The 17,168-nt window shown below is 58.9% G+C and carries 15 protein-coding genes and 2 pseudogenes; 9 read left to right on the top strand and 8 right to left on the bottom strand.

The genetic code is table 11. From position 1 onward, the window contains the following. Positions 1–477: 477 nt before the first annotated feature. The 3 genes from MKZ91_RS23150 to MKZ91_RS23165 form a co-directional block, all read right to left on the bottom strand. The gene (locus MKZ91_RS23150; RefSeq protein ID WP_336173393.1) at positions 478–1,461 is read right to left on the bottom strand and encodes a zinc-dependent alcohol dehydrogenase family protein; all 984 of its coding nucleotides are present in this window, start codon (positions 1,459–1,461) and stop codon (positions 478–480) included. Positions 1,462–1,532: 71 nt separating this feature from the next. Next, positions 1,533–1,874: a DUF5335 family protein gene (locus tag MKZ91_RS23155; RefSeq protein WP_336173394.1), complete on the bottom strand. Its 342-nt coding sequence runs from the start codon at positions 1,872–1,874 to the stop codon at positions 1,533–1,535. A gap of 541 nt (positions 1,875–2,415) precedes the next feature. Beyond that, a complete protein-coding gene (locus MKZ91_RS23165) occupies positions 2,416–2,589 on the bottom strand; it encodes a BON domain-containing protein (protein WP_336173422.1) in 174 nt (57 codons plus the stop codon). A 653-nt stretch (positions 2,590–3,242) separates the two neighbouring features. Between MKZ91_RS23165 and MKZ91_RS23170 the strand changes: the two genes are divergently transcribed. After that, complete coding sequence (locus MKZ91_RS23170) at positions 3,243–4,799, top strand: DUF2272 domain-containing protein (RefSeq protein ID WP_336173396.1); 1,557 nt, start codon at positions 3,243–3,245, stop codon at positions 4,797–4,799. Between the two features lie 101 nt (positions 4,800–4,900). Next, positions 4,901–5,653: a hypothetical protein gene (locus tag MKZ91_RS23175; protein ID WP_336173397.1), complete on the top strand. Its 753-nt coding sequence runs from the start codon at positions 4,901–4,903 to the stop codon at positions 5,651–5,653. 120 nt (positions 5,654–5,773) lie between these two features. Here the strand turns inward: MKZ91_RS23175 and MKZ91_RS23180 are convergent, their stop codons facing one another. Both MKZ91_RS23180 and MKZ91_RS23185 read right to left on the bottom strand, forming a co-directional pair. Then, positions 5,774–7,348: an MBL fold metallo-hydrolase gene (locus tag MKZ91_RS23180; protein ID WP_336173398.1), complete on the bottom strand. Its 1,575-nt coding sequence runs from the start codon at positions 7,346–7,348 to the stop codon at positions 5,774–5,776. Further along, positions 7,326–10,979: a S8 family serine peptidase gene (locus MKZ91_RS23185; RefSeq protein WP_336173399.1), complete on the bottom strand. Its 3,654-nt coding sequence runs from the start codon at positions 10,977–10,979 to the stop codon at positions 7,326–7,328. The genes MKZ91_RS23180 and MKZ91_RS23185 overlap by 23 nt, the downstream gene beginning before the upstream one ends. 449 nt (positions 10,980–11,428) lie before the next feature. Here MKZ91_RS23185 and MKZ91_RS23190 point away from each other — a divergent pair. The 4 genes and pseudogenes from MKZ91_RS23190 to MKZ91_RS23205 form a co-directional block, all read left to right on the top strand. Further along, positions 11,429–11,709, top strand: a pseudogene (locus MKZ91_RS23190) (type II toxin-antitoxin system RelE/ParE family toxin). 30 nt (positions 11,710–11,739) lie between these two features. Beyond that, on the top strand, positions 11,740–12,039 hold the full coding sequence (locus MKZ91_RS23195) for a HigA family addiction module antitoxin (RefSeq protein ID WP_336173400.1): 300 nt from the start codon (positions 11,740–11,742) through the stop codon (positions 12,037–12,039). A 198-nt stretch (positions 12,040–12,237) separates the two neighbouring features. After that, positions 12,238–12,927 carry a DUF4238 domain-containing protein gene (locus tag MKZ91_RS23200; protein WP_336173401.1) on the top strand — a complete coding sequence of 230 codons (690 nt, stop codon included), beginning with the start codon at positions 12,238–12,240 and terminating at the stop codon, positions 12,925–12,927. Positions 12,928–13,006: 79 nt separating this feature from the next. Beyond that, positions 13,007–13,135 (top strand): annotated as a pseudogene (locus MKZ91_RS23205) (cold-shock protein); the annotation flags it as partial. Positions 13,136–13,232: 97 nt separating this feature from the next. Here MKZ91_RS23205 and MKZ91_RS23210 read toward each other — a convergent pair. From MKZ91_RS23210 to MKZ91_RS23220, 3 genes are all read right to left on the bottom strand, one after another. Beyond that, positions 13,233–13,772, bottom strand: coding sequence for a hypothetical protein (locus tag MKZ91_RS23210; RefSeq protein WP_336173402.1), 540 nt, complete (start codon positions 13,770–13,772; stop codon positions 13,233–13,235). A gap of 86 nt (positions 13,773–13,858) precedes the next feature. Continuing rightward, a complete protein-coding gene (locus MKZ91_RS23215; RefSeq protein ID WP_336173403.1) occupies positions 13,859–14,323 on the bottom strand; it encodes a hypothetical protein in 465 nt (154 codons plus the stop codon). Positions 14,324–14,443: 120 nt separating this feature from the next. Next, positions 14,444–14,848: a SyrB-like regulator gene (locus MKZ91_RS23220; RefSeq protein WP_336173404.1), complete on the bottom strand. Its 405-nt coding sequence runs from the start codon at positions 14,846–14,848 to the stop codon at positions 14,444–14,446. A gap of 401 nt (positions 14,849–15,249) precedes the next feature. On the opposite strand from MKZ91_RS23220, the gene MKZ91_RS23225 reads away from it, so the two are divergent. The 3 genes from MKZ91_RS23225 to MKZ91_RS23235 all read left to right on the top strand — a co-directional run bounded on the left by MKZ91_RS23225 (position 15,250) and on the right by MKZ91_RS23235 (position 17,022). After that, positions 15,250–15,621 carry a hypothetical protein gene (locus MKZ91_RS23225; RefSeq protein WP_336173405.1) on the top strand — a complete coding sequence of 124 codons (372 nt, stop codon included), beginning with the start codon at positions 15,250–15,252 and terminating at the stop codon, positions 15,619–15,621. A gap of 793 nt (positions 15,622–16,414) precedes the next feature. Beyond that, on the top strand, positions 16,415–16,690 hold the full coding sequence (locus MKZ91_RS23230) for a type II toxin-antitoxin system Phd/YefM family antitoxin (RefSeq protein ID WP_336173406.1): 276 nt from the start codon (positions 16,415–16,417) through the stop codon (positions 16,688–16,690). Then, positions 16,690–17,022, top strand: coding sequence for a type II toxin-antitoxin system RelE/ParE family toxin (locus tag MKZ91_RS23235; protein ID WP_336173407.1), 333 nt, complete (start codon positions 16,690–16,692; stop codon positions 17,020–17,022). Before MKZ91_RS23230 ends, MKZ91_RS23235 begins: the two co-directional genes overlap by 1 nt. Positions 17,023–17,168 lie beyond the last annotated feature (146 nt).

The following is a 17,168-nucleotide window of genomic DNA, read 5'->3' on the forward strand; positions in this document are numbered from 1 at the left end:
TTCTACATTGTAGGTCCTGTCCATCAGCTGTCACGGACAAGACGCGACACGACAAGGTCCTTGTTCAAACCTTGGCGCCCATGCCTTATTAAAAGCGCCCTCGGTTCGCTCATCCGGCACGGCCTGTACCGGAATTATCGACACAATCAACACTGAAGCGTGAGACCCGAATGGGTGGCACGAGGGCTGACGTTCGCCGCATGCAGGACCGTTGCTCGTGAGCGTTCAAACCAGGGGTACTCCGACTGCCCTGTGCTAGTTTATCCGCGGCGACGGAACCAGCGGATTCATGGTCTTCACCGTGGCCGGTCAAATGCTCTACCGAGAACTAGTCTCGTTGGAGTGGCATGCTCCGCGCTGTGATGCCCAGTCTGTCGTCGTCGGCCCGCGTCAGTTGCTCCGACGCTAGACCGCCGATCCCGCCCCCGTGAGGTTCAACCTTATCGATCGTTTGCTGATCAATAGGTTCCTGACGGTTCATGGAACGAGGACAGCTGCGCCTGTCAGTCTGCCATGGCGGAGATCGTCGAGCGCCTCGTTCGCCCTTTCGAGCGAGTAGATAATGGTGTGTGTCTTCACTTGGGCTTGTCGTGCAATAGGAAAGAACTCGCGGGCATCGACGCGTGTCAGGTTTGCAACTGAAACGATTTCACGTTCTTCCCACAAGATCGAATAGGGCATCTGGGGAATATCGCTCATGTGTATGCCAGCACACACCACGCGCCCGCCCTTGCGCACGGAGCGCAGCGCAGTCGGCACAAGTTCGCCCACTGGCGCAAAGATTATGGCAGCGTCAAGCAACCCTTCCGGTGCCTCGTCCGACCCACCCGCCCAGCTCGCACCAAGACTGATTGCGAAGCGCTGCGCTTGGATGTCACCGGGCCGGGTGAAGGCATAGATTTCGCGTCCTTGCCATACCGAGATCTGCGCAATGATGTGTGCGGCGGCGCCGAAGCCAAAGAGACCGACGCGCCTGGCGTTTCCTGCCTTTTTCAGCGCCCGCCAGCCAATAAGGCCAGCACAGAGAAGTGGCGCAAAAGCCACCGGATCGGCCGCAGGGTCGAGTTCAAAGGCAAAGCGTTCATCGGCGATGGCGTGTGTGGCAAACCCGCCATCGCGCGTGAAGCCCGTGAAGAGCGGCGCGTCGCAGAGGTTCTCCAGGCCGGCACGGCAATAGGGGCAATGGCCGCAGGTGAAACCCAGCCAAGGCACACCAACGCGGCTGCCAACAAGAGATGCATCGACATCACCGCCAACCGCCTCGACAACTCCGACAATCTCGTGACCTGGCACTAGCGGAAGTTTGGGACGATCGAGTTCTCCGTCTACCACGTGCAAGTCGGTGCGACAGACCGCGCAGGCCTCCACGCGTATTCGGATTTCGCCATGACCTGGCGGTGCGTCCGCAAGGGTTTTCAGGATCAATGGCGTCCTGGGTTTTTCAAGCACCATCGCCCTCATCACATACCTCAACTGCCACGATATGGGCTAAGGCGACCTATGCCGCGCAAGACACTTCGCTACGCTCTGGGTCACTCGTCTGGGGCGGAAAGCCTGAGCGGGCTCGTCAGTGTGATTATTTGCCGATGCTGGTCTGAATCCACGATCTCCAGACCGCTAAGCCCGTCGACCCCTTCGAGAATTGCTATACTGGCCGGCTTGTGAATGAGATGATCAAGCCCTTCCATAGCAATTTCAAGGAGATCTCCCTTGGGATCGAAGGTGATGCCGACCAATGGGACCGATTTCGCCTGGATCTGATCACCCAGTCGCAGGCCGGTAATCTCGACCTGCGCCCGCTTGCCTCGAAGGGCTTTTGCCATCCGCTCGAAAAAGAAATGCCACTCGGGCCGAGCTAAAATGCGACTGGTCATATTCATCACTCCTGTTGATCAGCGGTCAGAGGACGCGCAAGCCGGCGACTCCCGATTTTCCCGTATCGACGTTTCACCGACAAATGCATGATTGAACGCCTCGCGATATATGTCTTGCGCATGCCCGGGCAGGACCAGCCTGAGAGGCGCCGGCAGATCGTTGTTGGAACCGTAGGGCATCGGCTTCACTCAACTTTGCTCCGGGGATCGAAAGTGTCCGTCCACATCGCTCCAGCCCACCCATCCTAGGTCCGACGTAGATGAGCGCATGGGCGCGCTGACGTAGGCATCGAGGATAGCCCACTTCCGGACCTTCGGCTTTGTCGGCGATCAAATGGCTGAGCCAACAGGCCCCGATTGGCCACCAACCCTCAACGCAAATAGCACAGACACCCTCACGCCTGTCGCGTTCATCTGCCGGTGCGACGGCCGTCGCCGCCCGGGCAGCAATTCCAAACCGGAACGCATGTTCTATTGGCCCAAACAAGTCCCCACAGCCATCAATGGTAGTGCTGAGCGCGACCGCGAGAACAGACTTCGCTCACCGCAGCGAGCCAGGAGTTGCGCAGTCGGCCTCGTTGGCAACGCGAATCTCATTTCTCACGCATCCGAGACCGCACACAGCCTCCGCAGCGACACGAGCAGCGAGGCGCTTGACACCGCTTTCGACACTGCCGCCCAGCGCAACAATGCCGCCCTCCACCCTCACCTCAATAGCGCCTTGCTCGAGACACCATCATTGTGAGGGACGACCGCCGCCCTTCAAACCTGACGGGCTGCGTTCCGCCCGTTATGCCATCTTATGAACACAAAATGTGATCTTTGGCGTGCACGAGTATGTGGTTTGCGTCGTAGAGGTGAGCCAATAGCGATCACGATTTGCAAAGCGACGCTTCGTGGGATCTCTAAGCTCGGGGAATGGGCGACTAGGAGTTTCGCCATCCAGCGAAAGATGCGGACAAGCCAGCCGATGGACGATAGCCGCAGCGTCGACCTGGATGGAGCGGCATGCCACCCGACACATTTATTCCCGCGCGACAGAATGATAACGCGTTTCCCTACCAAAGCACCCGTTGCGCTCAATGCAAGACTGTATTAGTATTATTTCACAAATCGACATGTATACAAACAATGAGACCAAGATAAAATTGGTTCTCGTCCGGATTTGCTATTTGCTAGGCTATACATCTGTCCCATTTTGAACCTTATCGTGGGATAAGCCGGAAAGAAATATCCATTTTTAATACAAGATCATTTGAAATGTCTTAAGCTCCAGAACTTCTCAGAACGCGATTCTAGCAGTGAATGTCTTCGCATTCATCGGACCGTCGTTGCGCGTTACACACGCTTATCAATGGGGGGAAGCCCATGTCCTATCGTGAGGATTTCGCGAAGGCGGACGGATGGTCCGCAGTGGACGTCAGCACACGCCTCAACAATAATGTGGGCCGGACATTCCTGGCGTTCTTGCGAAGCTCGGGGGTCGACACGGTCATTCGCTACTATGCGAGTTCCGCGAGGCCCAAAACCATCACGCCGGAGGAGGCAAAACTGCTCTCCAGGGAAGGTTTTGGGATCCTGCCGGTTTTTCAGGACAGCAGCCGCCATATCTCCAACTTTTCGAGGGCGAACGGCACTGCGAATGCAAAGAGTGCCATGGAGTTCGCGAGGCGCATTGGTCAGCCAAAGGATAAAGGCAGCACGATCCTGTTCGCCGTCGATGCGGACTATGCCGCCAGGCAGATCGATGGCCCCATCCTCGACTACTTCCAGGCGGTCAATGCCGAGATTGGCGGCTCTTTCGCCGTCGGCGCCTATGGAAGCGGCGCCGTGCTGTCAAAGTTGCTGGCAGAGCGGCTGATCACGGTCCCCTGGATATCCATGTCACGACTATTCCTTGGAACCGAGCAGTTCTTCTATTCCAACCGATGGTCGATGCGGCAGGTACCTCCGGAGGTTACCCATCCGACCTCGGGGGTAGGCTACGATCGAAACATCGTCAGGGTACCGCGGAACGAGATCGGCGCCTTTCAGGTCGACGAGTCGGGTGAAGGGTCCCTTGCCTGGGACGAAGACGTCGATGCTACGCTCGGCGGCACTTCTGGGCCTGCTGTGCCAGAATTGGCCGATGGTCGCATCCGACTTGTTACGACCGAAGGACTGCGGCTGCGAGAGGTGCCGAATGGCCCCATCATTCGCGACCTGACGATCGGAGAGCCCGTGCTTGACCTTGGCGCCGCATCTGAGGACGGCTGGCGCAATGTCAAAGTCGGCGGCGAGGAAGGTGTGGCATTTGGGAAATACCTGCGCTCACCAGGTCGACCCGAAATCGAGACATTGCTTAGGGCCGCGCTCGATGAATGGCTTCGTTTTGACAAGGGCCGTGCCGACGAGAAGGCTGATCCTTACTACAAATATGTCAGGGAGATGTGGGCAGCGATCGGGGAGCCCTATGACGGCAGGAGCCGGTATGCAAACGGCGAGGATGTGCCATGGTCGGCGGCATTCATCTCATGGGTCGTGCGAAAGGGCGGTCCTGCTTACGCCAACTTCAAGTTCGCTTCCAGCCATTCGGTTTTCGTCAACAATGCCATTAAGGCACGTGTGACGAACCGCCTTGATAAACCGTTCTGGGGATATCGCATCACAGAACAAAGACCGGAACTGGGCGACATCATCCAGCGCAACAGATCCGGTGGCTCATTCACGTTTTCGTATGCGGAGAACCACGCGGAATACAAGAGCCACTCGGACTTCGTCGTGGAAGTCACACTTGACGTCGTCCGCGTGATTGGCGGCAATGTCAGCGACACGGTAACGCTCGGGACCGACATACAGGAGTACGACCTTGACACTGACGGCTTCATCAAGCCGAACCAGCGGGTCATCGCACTGCTCAAGAATCGCGCCGGACTTGTAACCTGACGAAGCTCGGCAGACGGGCCTTACGCGTACAGCGTTCCAGAAAGTGGCGAGAGAGTTCAATCGACGCGAGCAACGGCCGGAGGACATCCGTGAGAGCCATATTGTTTGCCATCGCCAGCGTTCCGATCGCAATCATGCTTGCCTTGATCCTCAAGCGTTTCCAGATCGGCGAGAGCACAACTTTCATTGCCCTATTGTTGTTGCCCCTTGGCGTTTGGGGCATCGCATCGGGTGCGATCAGCGAATTTTCGGCCGGAGGCGTGGCGCTTAAGTTCCGCGAGGCGGCGAAAGCTGAAGTTAAGCTCACGCCCCTGACTTCCATCGTCGAAGACTTCCAGGCGATCGAGAAAGGTGGCCCGTCAGCGATTGAGGGCTTCACGCGCACCTTGACACCCGGCAAGCCCGTGGCGCTGGTCCTTAAGCTCGGCCGACCGGGTTACTACGTGCCTTCCGCGGTCGTCCTCTACCTGCAAGCCCTGTCGAGCTTCGATCCGGAACTGACGCTGGTGGTCACAGATGCCGAGGGAAAATTTGTCGCCGCCGCAGACGGGCGAGCCGTGATCAGCTTTCTAACCGGCCAGAACGACTTCCAGGCACAGGAGCGTTTCCGCACGGCGCTCGATTCCCCTGGAACACGCCAGCTTCTTGAGCTGCCAGGTTTCACAGGCGAGGCAATCGCCGCCGACGCAACGAACGCACAGGCGCTACGGAAAATGGACGACCTGGCGCGAAGGACACTGGTCGCACTGGACCGCGATGGCCGGCCCAAGGGCCTCGCGAAACGCGACGCGATCGTCACACATCTGCTCGTGCAACTCGCGTCCGGCAGCGTCGGAGCTCGGGTGTCTGAATGAAACGCGCAAGCGGACCGACATGGTTCAACTTCGTGCAGCCTTATGACAGTTCCGCGGGACGTTTGCAGACAAGACCTGAACCGAGGCCAGCGTCATGTGCGGAGTACCCTGCAAATCCGGCTAAGTGAGGTCGACCTCCACCCACAGGCCACCCTTCCCGCGTCGTGGATCTCGGACTGCGTTGCGAACCGCCAAAAGGGAGCCGGAAGGTACTGAAAAACCGGGAGTGCCGTCCTTTGCCGCCAGCCACTCGTCGTCGGCGCGGATGACGCGGCCGCCGGTCTTTGCCGCCAAGGCCTTGAGGATCAGTTCATAGGGCATGGCGCCCCAATGCACCTTCATGGCGTCCTGTTTGCTGGTGGGCACAAAAGCCGAAAGATCGGGGCTCGCCATCATCTCGAGCCCTTTTTGCTCGGGTGTCGCATTCTCGCTGCCGTGATGGGCGACCTTGAGGTAAACCGTCCGCTTTATCAGGTCGACCGCCTTTACTTCCCTTTCACCGACCATCCATTTGACGTCCTGCCAACTCAGCCAGTTGCCAATCTGTGCGTCGCCTGGAAACAGGAAGACCCGCCCGGTGTCGAGCATCTCGAACGCGAGGGCCAGGCTGGTATTGTTGACGCCGCGATCGAGTTGCATTGCAAGATCTGCCGCAATACCCAACCAATCGGCATCGATCCGGCGCCATGACTGATCTTTTGCCGTTGCCTCATCGATCTTGGGCTTGCCCTCGTCCGCGGCAACGGGACCTGTATAGTGCCTCCGGACGAAATCGGCGACATCCCCTTCCACTTGGCCGGCGAGAACGTCGGAAAGAGATGACCCGATATGGGGATCGAATGGGCAGGAGTCGTCCGCGAAGGCAGTGTCCCCTTCCTCGTTGGCGGCAAGGCCCGCATGCAATGGCCTGAGAAATTTCGGTGAGTCCTGCCGGCCCAGCCCATACATCTCGCTCGCCTTGGTCTCCAGCTTCAGCGCCTCCTTGCTGCGTGGTGGGCCCACTACGTAGACGCGCATATTCGGCAGGCCGGGAATGGAGAACGGTGGTGTCTCTGGCCCCATGTAGACCGGTTCCTTACCTTTGGAGAGACCGGCAGCCGCGTCCCGCGCAGCGCGAACTCTCTCGCCAGCCGCGCCGAACTGGAAGCCCATGATCGACTGCATTCCTCCCCGGAGGCCGGCGAGGAAGGTCGTGGCGTCCCTGAGCGCATCGAGCTTGCGACTTGCGCCCTGCAAGGCATGAAGCGCTTCGCCCTTGAACTTGTCAAAGGCGATCGCGTCGGGATCCTTCGGACTTTCACACCACGCCATCCAAACCTCGCCGACGTTGCAATCCTTGAACGTGTCGGCAGCGCTCCTGAAACCAGACACATGATCCCAATGCTCGTGCGTCACCACCAGCACGTCGATTTTGCCGGCGGTCTCTTCCTTGATGTCGATGGCGATATCCCGGATGAGATCGGAGCCCCCCTTGATCGAGGAGTGAATGCCGCAGTCGATCAGCATGCGGAACAACGAGCCGTCCTCCTTGCGGAATGTCAGAAGGTGGCTGTCACCAATCCCCTGACAATAGTGGCGCACCGTCAGGACCGGGACTGCGTGCTGTCGCAGGGCGGCGGTTTCACCTCCGCCACCGATCGGTAACGCTTTGTACTGTCGTTTCCTCGGTGTTCTAGTCACGATCGTCGCCTCCATGGCTGGCGTGCAAGAACGCAAAAGGTTCTGCCTGGGTCTCGCCGAAATAAAGCGCCCTGAGTGGTGACATGTAGTTCGCGGTCGCGGCTTGCGCCTGCCGCTTCTGCCTTTCCTTGCTACCGGTGTTCTTGATGATAGAATAGCGAATGGCTTCCTGCTCCTTGCGCGGATCGAAGATCACGGTCGCCCCGCCACGAAACCACATGAAATCCCCGCCTGCCTCTACGCCGTCCAACACTACAGTGCCGTCGAGGCGCATCGGAACGCGCTGTTGGATGACGGCAATGACTTCGACCCGGAAGGAACCATCCGGCTCAATTCGACGCGTGGGCCGAACGCCATACACGTCAAAGGTCGACTCGCCTTTGGCGGCTTTCTTGAGCAGGGTCCCGTCGTTCTTGAAGCGCGCCAGTCCAGGCAACAAACCGAACTGAGAGTAAAGGTCCGGATGCTCGGCGAAGACCTTTTTCATCCCAGACCACAGTTTCCAGCGGTTGCGCTCGTTGAGATCGAATATCTTGGAACGTGTCAGCTTTCGGTCCCAACCGACGTCGATCCCCTGGAGGAGGCCTGGCAACCATCTGGGCGACAGATCAAGCATGGTATCCCAAGTAAGCGTTTCCTCCGAAATCGTCCGAACGTCACGCGGCAACAGCTTCCACTTGCGGAAGGAAACCATGAAAGCCAGCCGGTAGTGCAGCGGGTCCTCGGGAAAGGCGTCGAGGTCCGATGTTATCAAGGCACGCAGATACTCGCCGAAGGTGATATCGACAGCCGGGCAGTAATCGAGGGCACGGATGCACATGTTGAGCATCTGGCGGGCCGTCTTGACTGTTTCGTCGGCCAGGCGATCAACCAGTCCCGGATGCAGGGCGCCGGCGGGTAGGACGCCGGTGCCGCCCGTCGCAAGCTGGATCAGGTCCTCCGTCCGGCGCGCAATGATCGCCAGGAAGGCCTCGTAGACGGCGAAGACGAGGATGGAACCCCGATCATGCGGCTCGAAGCTCTTGTCGTAGTCGAGTTCAGCCATCGCTGCTTCGGCATAGTCGCGGAGAGGACCCGATCGACCGCTGCCTTCGCCAAACTGCCGGGCCAGGCCCGAAAGAAGGTTGGCGGCAGACAGATTGCCCCGTGCCCGCGCGATTTCGAAACTGACCAGTTCCTTCATGGAGAAGTGCTGGAACAAGGCGACGACGTCGGCGAACCCCTCGTGAAAGGCCGGCACATCGGGGTTTGAGGCTTCCTGGAACCGCCGATGGAGCCCGTCGAGGAGCGCATGCGACGTCTCGTGCGCGATGATGTCGCTGGAAAGGCATGTGAACACCATGGAGCCAGGCGTGGTCGTATCGGTCTGGTTGCTTGACGCGGGGAAATAGCCAAACAGCAGAGCCTTCTTCTCAGGACTGTAATAGGCATTGTCAGTGCGCAGAGCATGTGGATAGATCCGCAGACGAGCGACTTCATAACTTTCCTGCATGGTGCTGCCGTTGCGGCCGGTATAGGTGGCATATCGCGGAGCCCAGAGAGCGCGGCGACCGAGCGCCCGTTCGAAATGCCCGATCGTCGTCATGGCCACGGCGTAGACCATTTGCTGGTGGAATTGAGGATTGCCTTCAGATGGCGCAAGCCCGTCCTGGGCGAGCAAGGTCTTCTCGTTGAGATCAACGGGATCGTAGACGCGGTTCGATGCAGGGTCGATATCGACGACTTCCAGATATTCGCCAACCGGCCCCGGGCGAAGCGGTTCTGCTGTTGCCGGCGCGTCGTCCCATGGCAGAGACAGCGTCGCATGGTCGATCGCCACGGAATCGAGCCCTTTGCCGATCGAAGGGTCGAGGGCGTACACGCGCAACCGCCTTTTCGGGGGCGGTGTCGGGCGGGGCTTGCGCTTTACCGTCGCGGTCACGGGCGCTTGCTTGGACGATGAGACGGGGACTGCATTGCGCCCGAGCGATGCTTCCAACAGCGCCGTCAGTGGTTTCGATGGATTGCCCTCGTCCAATGCTGCCTCGAGATAGCGATTGCGCGCAGTGGCAGGAATGTCGTCCGGGTCGGCACCCGGATCAGGAATGGCGGCGTCAACCGAGGCGATCCGCTGCGCCATTTGGGTCAGTTCAAGCGCTAGCATGCGCTCCCTTTGCTTTGCGGCCAGCCCCTCCGCCGCCAGGCTGACACCGCCGCCGATCAATAGGTTGAGCCAGCTCCAAGACTCCTTCGCGGCCGGCAGCTTCCGGAGCCTGGACTCTAGCTGCGGCGCAACCGCAAGAGCGGCCCCAGCCTGGACCACTCCCTGCCCGATCTTCTCCAGTGTTTCGCGCGCATCCATTTTTGCCGTCGATTTCAGCGCTTTGGCGAACAATGCGAATCGTACGGCTTCGACCCGCATCCACGGTTGCGAATAGTTGCGCACAATGTCCCAGTGTTCCGCGAGCCAGAGTGCCGCTGCAGCTGCAACCTGCGGCGCCGCCGCCGAGGTGCCGGCTCCATCCATGTCGACCACCTTGCCACAGTCGATCTCGGCCCAGGGCACGTTCGGAGTATAGGCGCCGAGCGCCGTTTTCATCTTCTCGTCCGGTCCGTAGTTGCCTTGCATGGTCCCGAAGCTGAGGCCCGCATAGGCGCGGCCATCGCTCATCACCCCACAGGCTGCGAGCACACGCTGATAGCGGGCGGGGAAGACGATGCTCTTCGGTGACGGCACTAGGGAAAAGTTGTTGCCCGCCGCCGTCACCATGACCACGCCATGGTCATAGGCGAGATTGATGGCATCAACGAGGGCAGCCGACGAGAGCCCACCCATGCTCATGGAAAGCACGTGCACGCCCTGTTGGCGAGCATAGTCGAACCCCTGCACCATCGTAGACGTGCTGAAGCGCACGACCCAGTCGGCGATCCTGATCGGAATGATCGAGGCCAGCGGCGCGCCGCCGACGAAATCGGTAAAACCCGGCCAATTTGGTGAGCTGCCGTCCAGCCGGTTGCCGGCCAGAATGCTGAGTGTCCCCGTGCCATGACCGCGATTGCTGGTCAGAGTGCCGTTCGGCGCATGATCGACCGCATCGGTGGGTCCATGGCCATCTTTGACGAAGTTCCGCCAACGTGCCCTGTCGACAAGTCCTGCCGGACGCGTTTGATGGGCAGGATCAAATCCTGTGTCGAGATGGGCGATGGTAATCCGGGCTTGCTTGTCCCCAACCTTCTGGCGCGCTGCGGCGAACTGGCTGAACGCATCACCAGCATTCCAGGCAACACCCGGTCCTACCGCGCGCCCCCCTCCAGCCTCCTGATCGTCAAAGGAGCAGACCGGATGGGCGCTGGCGGCCGCGCCGCGGTCGCCGCTAACATTTTTGTAATCCCATCGCTGGACAAGATCCGGCTCGACCGCCAGCACCTGCGGGCCACCGGCGAGGGCGAAGGCGTCCGCTCTGTCGATGAGCGCATAGGCATCGTCCCAGGGATTTTCGGAATTTCGAGCATTCGCGCCGATCTTGAGCCAAGCAGCGCCTTCGTCGGCGCCAACGCCCAGACCGGCATGCGGCTCAGGCGGCAATGTGAGGATTGGTTCAATCGAACCGGTCCTGAGGCGGAGTGCGCGCTTGTTGATGGCAAAGCCAGCGCCGTCGCCGCGCACCTTGACCAGGAGTCCTGCAGTATCGGCCATACCTTGTTCCCCCTTGCTCCCGCAACGAGTGGAGCGATTGCGAAGGCCGCGTCGGCCACCGCACAGTGAGAAATCCGCCAGATATTTGAATACCAGATAATATTCTTACTCAACCATGAGAAGAATTCAATGGGAGCTTCACGCGACAGGAAATTCGCCTTCGCAAATATGGATGCTTCGATCTCGGCATAGCCTCCGCAAGCGTTCCTGTGCGAGGACTGTCGCACGAAGCGTCGACCCAGAGCTATCGGGACCTGCACCAAGACACAAGGCCGTGCCGTCGCCGGAAATTGCGAACATACTTTCAAGCCTTTGGATGGCGTAAACAGGATCGCGATTGCAAATCCGTATCGCACGGTGATACATATTGTTTGACTTTCGCTAGTATCACCGTATGATACAAACATGAAGAGCCATACGTGATCAGGTCGTTTAAGGATGCCAAAACCGAAGCTGTTGCACGCGGCAAAGCGCCAAAAGGTTTTCCTTCAGGCATCGCGAGGTCAGCCGTTCGTAAATTGACAATCCTGAACAGCGCTGCCGCTCTCGACGACTTGCGCTCCCTCCAGGAAATCGACTTGAAGCGCTGAAGGGCGATAGAGAAGGCCAGCATTCGATCCGGATCAATGATCAATGGCGCATATGCTTCGTGTGGAAAGATGCCGGTATCGAAGACGTCGAAATCGTTGACTACCATTGAGAACCAATCGTGGCACACAAGGAGCTTCAGATGACCCATTTCCTTCCGCCGGTCCATCCGGGCGAAATCCTCCGCGAGGAGTACCTTCGTCCTCTGAATATGAGTGCGGGTGCATTGGCGAAAAAGCTCAATGTTCCGCGCACCCGTATCGAACGTCTTGCCGCGGAGCAAACACCGGTAACTACGGATACCGCCCTACGCCTCGCCAAGTATTTCCGCACAACGCCGGAATTTTGGATGAACATGCAGACCAGCTTCAACCTCAAGACAGAGGAAGTAGCGCTTCGTGGCGAACTGGAGCTGATCCCAGAAATCGATAGAGCAGCATAGCCGGACCTGCCGCCTGTATGGGACCTTCCAGTCGATACATTATGCGATCCTCGTGGCCCAAAGTGTGAACATCATAGCAACAAGGCTTGCAGGGCTCCATCCGTCGGCGTGCTTCACCTCTTCGCGCAACCATTGCGATAAGGTTGACTAGGCCGAAATGGCTGCTTTTCGTCCCCCAAATGGCGAGAATGGGGCGCAATGCTGTCGTTTGCAGACCTAAGCGTGCCGCGCCTTACGGGCCGGACAGAACTGAGCTTCCACGTGTTCAACTTGGTTCGCGAGCGATCGATTGAACGAGCACCGGCGAAGGGACAGTGCGCAAAACCATACTTCTATGGGCGGGATTGCGATCTGGAGCGAGCGTTGCAGCAGCCCGAAGGTGAATATGCCGAAATCATGCGGCGCGTCGTCGACGATCCCAATTCCTTGACACAGGCAGATTCCCTGCGCCTCCACGCCCTTATGCTGCTGCAGTCTTATAGGAGTGCAGCGTGGATCGAGGGCGCTAATCCGGTTAGCAGAGGCGCAACGGGCGATGGTGGCCGACGAGGACACACCGGAATTGCTGGAACGTATGGTGATGACGCACGAGATGGCGCTTCAGTTTGCATTGGACGCATCAGGCACAGCGTTGAAGGCACGGCCCACCTACGGACGCGGATTATCCTCAATCGCACGGCGATACCATTTTTCATGTCCGATGATCCGGTGGTCTACACCAACCGCTTCCACCTGCAGAAGGACGTGTTGGGGGGACTCCCCACCATTTATCAAGCGGGATTTTCGGCATTTGACGAGGCTTTGAAGGTGCTGCCGGCTTTGAGCATGGCGCATGCGACGTTGAGCAACCGATCGGCGACGGATCGGAGGGCGCGGCCGTGGCTGTGACCGCGGCTGCGGAGACCCGCATACTTGGTTCGGCTTTTCCATGTACCACTGGGCGCGCGTTGCCGTTCAGCGCGACCTCAACGTGTTTGTCCATGTGTCCGCCGCTGAAGGCGCAAGTCCGCTTCGGGATGGTCAAAAGGTCAGCTACTATATTGGACAGGATCGCAAGACAGGAAAGTCGCGAGCCGAAAACGTCAGGTCAGCCTGAGTTGTCAACTGTACAACAGTGACAACGACGAAGGTCATGAACCCCGATCCAACCAAGAGTTCGCTGTCCTTCGAAATGAAGGTCAGCGAACCACCGTTCAGTTTGTTTCGAAGCGCTCAAGCATTTTTTGGAACAGGTTGTTTTCCTGCCGAAGCCTTTGCGCGAGCAGCGCTTTGAGACGGCGGTTTTCTTCCTCAAGCGCGGCAAGGTCGTCAATTGCTTCGGGAGCATCGATAACCGTCCGGATGCCACTAGAACGACCCCGACGCGCTGAGCCTTGGCGCTTCGGCTTCTTTTCTTGTGAGATAGCCTTCGGGCGATACACTTCCAAGGGCAGGATCGGAGCCGAACCGGCAGCATCGTCAATACCACGGCCGCCTTCTGTCGGGCCCGCCAGATCTGCGATTGGGGCAGCAGCCTCGATTAAGGCACCCTCGTTTGGCAAAACGTCTGCAGTGGTCTCTGGAGAAGGCAGCTCCATGGGTTGAGCCGGTTCGAACAGATGCGGTGCATCCGTCTCCGCCGCGCGCGCAATGGCTTTGAGGTCCGTATCGCCCCAAATTGAAGACTGGCTGGTCGCCGACCGCCGACGAGCCGATTTGACCTCGACGATAAACTTTCGCTGCTGCGGTTTCATGCGGCTCCAACGTTTAAGGGTGCGAAAACAGTTTACGGCGTGTCATATCGCCGAAGCATTCTTTTGAGCTGCGCATTCTGCAGCCGCTACTTTTCTGCAAGCCGGCGTCTTAGTTGCCTGACGTCCTCGTCCAGTGCGGTCATCTCGTCGACGAAGGTCATCGGCGGCTGTGGTACACCGGACGTGCCATCTCCATACTCGACGACCTTAGACACTGCAACATCGCTGACGCTCGTTTTCCGGCTGCGGTTCCGCCTTTTCGTTGGCGGTGGCCTTGGTGGTCCGGCGGGTTCCGGAAGCATCACCTGAGCGTCGGCAGTTGACCGCTCGACTGCTATAGTGAGTGTCCCGTCACCTTCGTTGACCGTAGCAACTTCGGTATCGATGTTTGGAGTGTCGAGATCGCTTGCCTCCTCGTTCGAGGCTTCCACGATCGGGTCGGCAACGTCGTCTGCCGGATCCTCGGTCTCGATTTCAGGAGGACTTTCCGGCGCCTTGACCGCTCGCCCCCGGGACGCCAGCTGGACCAGATATTTCCATGGTGCTTTCATAGTGCGCCGCCAACCCGATCAAATGGCACCGGCATCCTTGGCCGCAGACCTCAAAGGACTCCAGCCAGAATGCGATGACTAAGGGCCGATCAGACTTTCTGATCGGCCCTCCCCGATTGATCAGGCAAGGCCCAGCCGCTTGCGCAGTTCGGCGTTCTCGGCCCGCAGTTTTTCGGCGAGCGCCTTGCGCAGCCGCGCGTTCTCTTCTTCGAGCTGGAGAAGATCTGCAATATCGTCGAGGACTGGAGCTGGAGCAGTCGTCGCGGTCGGCTGCTTTGCCTCACGGGTCTTCGAAGCTCCCTTGGTGACCTTCTTTGCCCTGGTCTTGCCAGTTGCCGGCGCCTCCGCCGCATTGTCTGCGCGCTTCCTGCGGCCCCTCACCGGCTGGGCAGCAGCTGCCGCCGGTAACTCTGCAGTCGCCTCCGCAACGACGTTCTTGGGTCGCGGTCCCCGACGCTTCTTGGGCGGCGCCACTTCCGCCGGCGGCGCGGTCTCCACGATTTCGGTATTGCTCTCGTCTGCCATGAGTGTTTTCCCTCTCAAACCGATCATCTTTTTCCGTTGGGTCGAACGCAGAGTCAACGTTTCGCATCGCGACATCTTCTATGCGTTGGCGCATGACACCGTTGCCGGTCAATGCGGGAACCGAACGCGGACCAGGCGCCGGCCGCGAATGGAGCAGTTCACGCTACAACGCTCGTGGCCGAGTTTTTCTGCTGCAGCGTACCGGAATCAAGGAAACAGACCTTCTATCCGCTGAGCTATGCGCGTAGCGTACATGAGCAGTTTCTGTTGGACTGCAATCCTCCCCGCGCCCAGTGAGCCATATGGGTGCGATACTCGCCCCGCCTACCGGCGGGGCCTTTCTTTCCGGCAAGAGTTCGCGTCGCTAGAGCCAGGAATGAGAAATCTCCGAGAGGCAATGCATGAAAGCTGAAGAAATGTCGCTAATGTATCCCACTCTCCGGCCCGACGGCGCTGTTGTGGAGATCGAGTTGAATCAGGAAATCACCGCCACGCTCGCGCGGCTTCCGGATGACCCTTCGCTTTATTTTAATCTTGGCTTCCCACACCTGCTTATTCCGCTCGAGCAGTTGGTGAACGCGCGTGCGCGCGAAAGAGGCATCGTTAATGCCAACCGCCACATGTTGGCGGCAGCGAAAGGCAGTCTGGAGAAACGCAAACCCCTCACGGTTCAGTCGTTAGGCGACGAGTTGTGGCTCGTGGTGGATGGGAATTCGACGCTGCTCAACGCTCGTCATTCTGGTTGGCGGGCGATACCTTGCTGCATGAGATGACCAGACACATCTGAATATCCCGCCGTCGATCGAACGGGCACTCACAGGCTCGGGAGCCAACTTCGCCGAAAAGCGGCGATTGCGTTGTGGAAATCGTCGGCATTTTTTCTCCTCCTCGCTGGGACGCCAGAAGACAAAAGCGATTTCATCAGGCGAGACTTCCCCCGTCATCATGGAAGGCGGCCGTCCGGTTTAATCAGCGAGTGAGATCAGGCTTCGGGAGGTCGCGCCGGCGGTTCGACCAGGGCGGACGGCAAGCGATTTTCCTGGAGGATCGGATGTGACAGTTCGCGTGCCGACAGATCGACGCGCCAGCTATTGGCCTTGCTGCCCGTGCGCCAGGATGATCGAAGAGCAGACCAGCGCTAGCGGACACGTCTTTCCGCAACCGTTCTTCTGATGAGGTTGCGGCTCTGGGCAGCAGGACATGTCGCCCATGCCGGCCATTGCATCCATCTGCATGTCGGACGAAAGAGCCATGGCGCTCGCAGCCGTGCCGACGCTCACGGGACCAAGCAAGACCCCGAGCAACGCCAACAGCCAAAGAGCGCCGGAGCGCCACGACTGCGAACATGTGTGCTTATGCTTGCGTAGCTCGCGCTCATTGGAAGACGGTCACGGAAAGTTGCGACCGACGGCCGCATTGAAAAACTGTGCGCCTTGATGGGATACCAACCCCGAACAGTGTGCGTCGGTAATATCAAGTCGACCAAGCGTCTGCCAGGAGCTGAGCCCGAGAGATTGCCTTCGACCATTTAAAGGTCTATCTTTTGGTCAAATTGGAGATCGGCGCATGAAGCTCTCGCAGCAGGTAAAACCTATTAGCTATCTCAAGGCGCACGCGCCCGAGGTCGTTCGTTCGCTGGCCGAAAATCGCGAGCCTGTCGTGCTCACGGTGCATGGCGAGGCAAGAGCCGTGCTCCAGGACGTTACCGTGTATGAGGAAACCCAAGAGACAATCGCTTTGTTGAAGGTGCTGGCGCTTACCAACAAGCAAGTCGAAGCGGGCAAGCTCGATCGCGCATCCGAAGTATTCAAGCGGATCCGGCAACGCGTTTCCCGGTCCTGATGCCTTACACCGTTTTACTCTCCGAAGACGCGGAACAAGATATCGAGGATCTCTACCGGTTCATTGCCGGCCGCGACGGAGTCGAAACAGCCGAACGGATACTTGGCGAACTCGAGGCGGCCGCCTCGAGCCTAGAAGATATGCCAGCTCGAGGGAACATCCCAAAGGAACTCGCACCGATCGGAATTACCGAATACCGCGAGCTACATCACAAACCGTGGCGGATGATCTACCGCATCCGTGGATCGGAGGTGATCATTTACTGCGTCGCCGACGGGCGCCGAGACATGCAGTCATTCCTTGAAAGACGCTTGTTTCGAGCAACAAGGTGAGAACAATTCCCCAAGGTCGACCGATCGCAGACGGCATCATGGCGGATCGCGGTCCGAATTCGGTTACGATCAGTATGGTCGGATAACTCCATCAATCGCCCTGACGCAAGTGGCCCCCCCAAACGGGACGGGGAAGCCAACCGATG

The sequence above is a fragment of the Ensifer sp. MJa1 genome (genome assembly GCF_037026475.1).
Taxonomy (GTDB): domain Bacteria; phylum Pseudomonadota; class Alphaproteobacteria; order Rhizobiales; family Rhizobiaceae; genus Ensifer.